The sequence below is a fragment of the Candidatus Protofrankia californiensis genome, from assembly GCF_900634765.1.
Taxonomy (GTDB): Bacteria; Actinomycetota; Actinomycetes; order Frankiales; family Frankiaceae; genus Protofrankia; species Protofrankia californiensis.
Genome location: NZ_CAAAFT010000441.1, coordinates 12,956 through 17,572 on the forward strand (window position 1 = coordinate 12,956; position 4,617 = coordinate 17,572).

The following is a 4,617-nucleotide window of genomic DNA, read 5'->3' on the forward strand; positions in this document are numbered from 1 at the left end:
GCCAGATGGCGCACCTGCGGACGCAGGCCGATCTTCTCGGCAACGGTGACCGCGTCGGCGAAACGCCCGATCTGGCCATGGACGGTCGGATGGCCGGGCGAGTCGGCGAAAGCCAGGTGACTCCACACACCGGCCACGTCGATCAGGTTTTCGGCGGCCAGCGCCGCCGCCGCGTCGCACAGGGACGGCCAGTCCGCCTCGGTGGCACCGCCCCGGCTGAGACCGGTGTCGACCTTGAGGTGGACACGGGCGGTCCGACCGGAAAGCCGGGCGGCCGCGGCGATCTCTGCCAGCGCCCAGGGAGCCGACGCTGACAGGTCGATGTCAGCGGCGACCGCGTCGGCGAGCGGCTCTCCCGGGGTGGTGAGCCATGCGAAGATCGGGACGGTGAAGCCGGCGGCACGCAACGCGAGCGCCTCTTCGATGATGGCGACCCCGAGCCAGCTTGCACCCGCTTCCACAGCGGCACGTGCGCATGCAAGCATCCCGTGCCCGTAACCGTCGCCCTTCACCACTGCCATGGTCGCGGCGTTCCCGGCACAGGCGACCAGAGTCGCCACCGAATCGCGGACCGCGTCCAGGTCCACGATGGCGCAGGCGCGCAGGCCATCACTCTGCGGTGTCATCCGGAGGCCTTCCTGACCTACCCAGCCAGCTATGTCGACTCGTGTCGGGATGTCGTGGCGCGCTGTGCTTCGACGGTAACAAGTTCATCCCAGTCGCCGACGCCGACGCCGACGCCGGGGCAGAAGATCTTGAGATCATCTCACCTCACCTCATTCCGGCCAGCAGATTCCGGCCAGCAGATTCCGACTAACAGCCCGATTCCGTCCGCCCTGCTCGTGGCCGGTGGCCCCGACCGGCTGTGCCGGGATGTCGATGACAACACAGCCGGCAGCACCATGCCGAGGATGCCGGCCAGGGCTGTGGATAGAAGCCGGTTATCCACAGCTGCGCCGCGGGCCTGGCGCACGAGAGATATGGAGATCACCGTGGAGGCGTCGCTCGAACGTCTCGCTCAGGGGCCAAAGGTGGCGCGATCATGCTTTTCTCGCGTCGCCGGAGGCCCAGGTCCCCGGATCGCTCAGAGAGGTCGCCATGATCTTCGATGTCGGCGGACGAGCCGTCACGGCCGCCGGCGCCGCTGCAAAAGCGCAGGCAGGTCGGATGCCGCCAGCGGCCGACCCGCCCGCGAGGCCGCTCGGCCGTGCAGATGGGCGCCCACGCTGCCGGCGTCCAGTGCAGAGCAGCCACCGGCAAGCAACGAGCCGCACAGGCCCGTCAGGACGTCACCGCTGCCGGCCGTGGCGAGCCATGGCGTGCCCGTGGTGTTCACCCGCGCCGGCCCGTTCGGGTCGACGATCAGCGTGCGGTTTCCCTTCAGCAGCACGGTCGCACCGAGTTCGGCGGCGCAGCGGCGCACAACCGCGAGCCGGTCCGCGGCCAGTTCACCCACGGTCGTGTCGGCGTCCCAGCCGAGCGCCTCCGCGAGCCGGGCGAACTCCCCTTCGTGGGGTGTGAGCAGGGTCGGTGCGGTGCGCTCCCGCAGCGCACCGGCGCACCGGGCGTCCTCGGCCAACACGCCCAGCGCGCCGGCGTCGAGCAGCAGGGGAATGTCGGTGGCCAGCACAGCCGCCACCACCCGGGCGGTGTGGTCGTCCGCGGGCAGCCCCGGGCCCACGGCCCACGCCTGTACCCGTCCGGCCGCGACAACGGCGTCGGCGTCACCGGGGTCGATCTGGGTGACCACCGCTTCGGGATGCGCACGGCGTACGTGGTCGGCGGCCACGCGGGTACTCACCACTCGCAGGTAGCCTGCGGCTCCTCGCAGCGCCCCACCGGTGGCGAGCACTGCTGCGCCCGGGTAGGCGTCGCTGCCCGCGACCAGACCCAGCACCCCGCGGGTGTATTTGGAGTCCCCCGGTCCAGGGACGGGTAGGTGGCGGTCCGCGTCGGCATCGTCCAACGCGGCAAGGTCCGCGGCCGGGAGGGTGAGGCCGATGTCGACCAGCTCCACCTGGCCGGCGTGCTCCGCTCCCGGCCCGATCAGCAGGCCACGTTTGTAGGTCCCGAAGGTCACCGTGCTGCTCGCGTGGACGGCCGGGCCTGCCACCGCACCGGTGTCGGAGTCCACCCCGCTCGGAACGTCCACGGCGACAGTTCGCTCCCTGGGAGCACGTGCTGCCAGCCGGGCATGTCCCGAACGCAGGCCGCCCTTGCCACCTATACCGAGCAGACCGTCGAGGACGAGATCAGCCGTGGCGAGCAGACGCGCGGCGGTGTCATCGCCGGCCGGTAGGCCAGGTCCCGGCGGTTGCGTACCAGCAGGGTCGGGATCGGGACCGGACACGGCATGCAGGCGACCGCCTGCCGCGAGCAGAGCCGCCGTCCCGGCCGGATGCGTGGCCCCCGGAGCAAGCACGTCCACGCGAGCACCCCGGGCAGCCAGTCGCGCGCCCGTCCACAGCGCGTCGCCGCCGTTGTCACCGCTGCCAGCCAGAACGACGACCCGAGCGCCGTACACCCGCCCGAGCCGGCGTACCGCGTGTGACAGCAGCCCATGCACGGCCCGCTGCATCAGCAAGCCCGGAGGCAGACTGGCGAGCAGCCGCGTCTCGGCCTCCCGGACCTGGGCGACCGTGTGAGCAAGCCTCATGCCGCCCATGCTCTCGTCTTCTCCGACGGAGCGTCCTGCCCACCTCGTCGATGCTTGCGGGAGGTTGATCGATGCTTGCGGGGAGGTTGCCCGAAATGGTTGACCGGAGGTCACGCTACGGCGCTTGTAGTCAGCCTTCGGCGACGACGAACGCCACTGCCAGCCCACCGTCGTGAGTGAGGGAGAGATGCCACGACCGGATGGCCAGGCTGTCGGCAACGGCCGCAACGGTGCCGGTCACCCGGATCCGTGGGCGGCCGCCTGGATCGCCGACCACCTCTGCGTCATGCCAGGACATGCCCGGAGGTGCTCCAAGAGCCTTTGCGAGTGCTTCCTTTGCGGCGAAACGCGCCGCGAGCTTCTCACTGCTTGCTACCTTTTGCTCGCTTATAGTGAACAAGCGGTCGACAAGGGAGGGAGCCCGGCGCAGGGTCGCGGCAAACCGCTCGACGTCAACGACGTCCACTCCCACACCCACCACGGCCATGCGCCCGAGCCTCCCACATACGGCCGCGACCGGCGGTCCATGCCATGGACCGGCTGCCGGTCGCAGTCCTCTACAAGCCGACAGCCGCTACAAGATCATGTCAGTCGTGAACCGCAGCCGTGAGTCGCGGCCGTGAGCTGCGGCCGACTGTCAGGGCCCCGCACCCGCGGACAGCATGTCTCGTAGAATTACCCGATGATCGTCAACCAGTCGGGGCCAAACGGACATGACGACATCGCCATCACACCGTTGCATGCTGTCTTCGACGAGGACGAGTGCGCGCGCCTCGCGGGTCTGGGCGAGTTCACCCGCGGTGTCGCCCTCGCATTGCAGGGACGGGTCGGCGACCTACGGATCCGGCCGAGCAGCGCGTCCGGCACCGTGGACGGCGACCAGCTCACCCACACCCAACTGTCAGTGATCGACGGGACGCCGGGGTCGACCTGTACCTGTCCGACCGGCGCCGTCGAACAGTTCTGTGCACATGCTGTCGCGCTGGCTCTGGTGGCCACGGGTGCCATCGATCCGAGCGAGGACAGCGACGACTTCGACCACACCGATGACGGCTTCTACGACGCCGACGGCCAACCCATCGACCTGCGTGACTTCCTCGAGAGCCTGGAGGGGCCGGCGCTGGTCGATCTGGTGGTCGACCTCGCCGCCGTCAACGACGTCCTGGCCATGGATCTGCGCGAGGCCGCGGCACGCTGGCGGCGTCCGCATCCGATCGGATGAGCCCGAGCCTGCTGACCACAGGCCGGGCGTTTCCCCTGGACAGAGGTATTTTCCCTGATCAGGGGCATTTCTCTCCGAAAGCCTATTGCGGCCTGCGACAACCTGTCGCCGCGGACGCGGGGTCACGGCGCCCGCGGCGATGGTCAACGGTCCCGTCGGATGCAGGACCTAGACCGCCAGGGTGAGGCGTGAGCGAGCGGTCGGACGATCCAGCCGCACGATCTCGACGATCATCGGCTGGCCGACCACCCGCCAGACACGCCTGCGGTACGGACGGCAGCAGCGGCCCGTGGCCTGCCGTGGGCGAGATGCCCACGGCAGGCCACGACCAGCGGGGCCAAAGACAGCACGATCATGTTTTTCTCGCGCCGCCGGGAGACCCAAGTCCCCGGGTCGCTCGCAGGAGCCGGCACATCGGTTCTGTTCCCCTTACGGCCCGGGACGGCGCTCCTCGTGCCCGGGGAGCCGGCCAGTCCGTCCGTGAGCCTGGAGAAAGTTTCGTAGCCGACGTTGATCCAGGTCAACACAACAACACTCACGGACGGCAATTGTCACTGATTTCACTCTGAAAAATCAAATATTCGACAACTTATCGCACTGCTCTCGACGGAGATACGCCGTTCGCCACCTGGATGAACCCGAGTTCGGCCTACCACCGCTCCGACACGGGAGAAGACCCGGCCGATGCGGGAGTGGGAAGAGCTACTCGACGGTGACGGACTTGGCGAGGTTTCGCGGC

Annotated in this window: 4 protein-coding genes; 1 reads left to right on the forward strand and 3 read right to left on the reverse strand. The window is 69.1% G+C overall.

The window, feature by feature from the left end; genetic code table 11:
* From DD1DGNOD_RS22820 to DD1DGNOD_RS22830, 3 genes are all read right to left on the reverse strand, one after another.
* Window positions 1-626 (reverse strand): alanine racemase (locus DD1DGNOD_RS22820; RefSeq protein WP_206443377.1); only part of this gene is annotated, 626 nt, incomplete at its 3' end.
* Window positions 627-1,126: 500 nt separating this feature from the next.
* The gene (locus DD1DGNOD_RS22825) at window positions 1,127-2,656 is read right to left on the reverse strand and encodes an NAD(P)H-hydrate dehydratase (protein WP_131768507.1); all 1,530 of its coding nucleotides are present in this window, start codon (window positions 2,654-2,656) and stop codon (window positions 1,127-1,129) included.
* A 130-nt stretch (window positions 2,657-2,786) separates the two neighbouring features.
* Window positions 2,787-3,143, reverse strand: coding sequence for a holo-ACP synthase (locus DD1DGNOD_RS22830; protein ID WP_131771008.1), 357 nt, complete (start codon window positions 3,141-3,143; stop codon window positions 2,787-2,789).
* A 195-nt stretch (window positions 3,144-3,338) separates the two neighbouring features.
* Between DD1DGNOD_RS22830 and DD1DGNOD_RS22835 the strand changes: the two genes are divergently transcribed.
* Window positions 3,339-3,878 carry an SWIM zinc finger family protein gene (locus DD1DGNOD_RS22835; RefSeq protein ID WP_131768508.1) on the forward strand — a complete coding sequence of 180 codons (540 nt, stop codon included), beginning with the start codon at window positions 3,339-3,341 and terminating at the stop codon, window positions 3,876-3,878.
* Window positions 3,879-4,617 lie beyond the last annotated feature (739 nt).

Bases quoted from the DNA above. Each gene is read 5' to 3' on its own strand.
- DD1DGNOD_RS22830 (WP_131771008.1), bottom strand. From the start codon at position 3,143: ATGGCCGTGGTGGGTGTGGGAGTGGACGTCGTTGACGTCGAGCGGTTT.
- DD1DGNOD_RS22825 (WP_131768507.1), bottom strand. From the start codon at position 2,656: ATGAGGCTTGCTCACACGGTCGCCCAGGTCCGGGAGGCCGAGACGCGG.
- DD1DGNOD_RS22835 (WP_131768508.1), top strand. From the start codon at position 3,339: ATGATCGTCAACCAGTCGGGGCCAAACGGACATGACGACATCGCCATC.